We start from the raw sequence: 314 nt of genomic DNA, 5'->3' as shown, positions 1-314 counted from the left end.
TAATGGTATTTCAAGGGAAAGCAACCTATCTGAATATGGAGCGATACAGCTCTGCTAGCGAGAAACGCTTTCGTCGTTGGTCTCGTAGAAATTTTGATTTTACCCAGTTCAATAAAGAATTATTCGCACGAGAATTCCCTCATAACCAGGAATGCATTGCTGCAAGCTTTGTCAACAAGTCAGGCCGTAAAACAGAGGGGCTGGGATGGTATTTCAACGGAAGTGCCGGAGAATCACAACGTGGTCTCGAAATTTCCATGATCAGTATCACTGATCTAAAATCGAATACTGCCTATGCCTTGGACGCCCAACAG

The 314-nt window shown here is 43.9% G+C and carries 1 pseudogene; it reads left to right on the top strand.

Going from position 1 to position 314, the window contains the following annotated elements:
* A pseudogene (locus tag MO867_RS22865) lies at positions 1-314 on the top strand (hypothetical protein); the annotation flags it as partial.

Source organism: Microbulbifer okhotskensis (assembly GCF_023895975.1).
GTDB lineage: Bacteria > Pseudomonadota > Gammaproteobacteria > Pseudomonadales > Cellvibrionaceae > Microbulbifer > Microbulbifer okhotskensis.
Note: the sequence above shows the minus strand (reverse complement) of the source record. Positions and strands in the feature narration are given on the sequence as shown.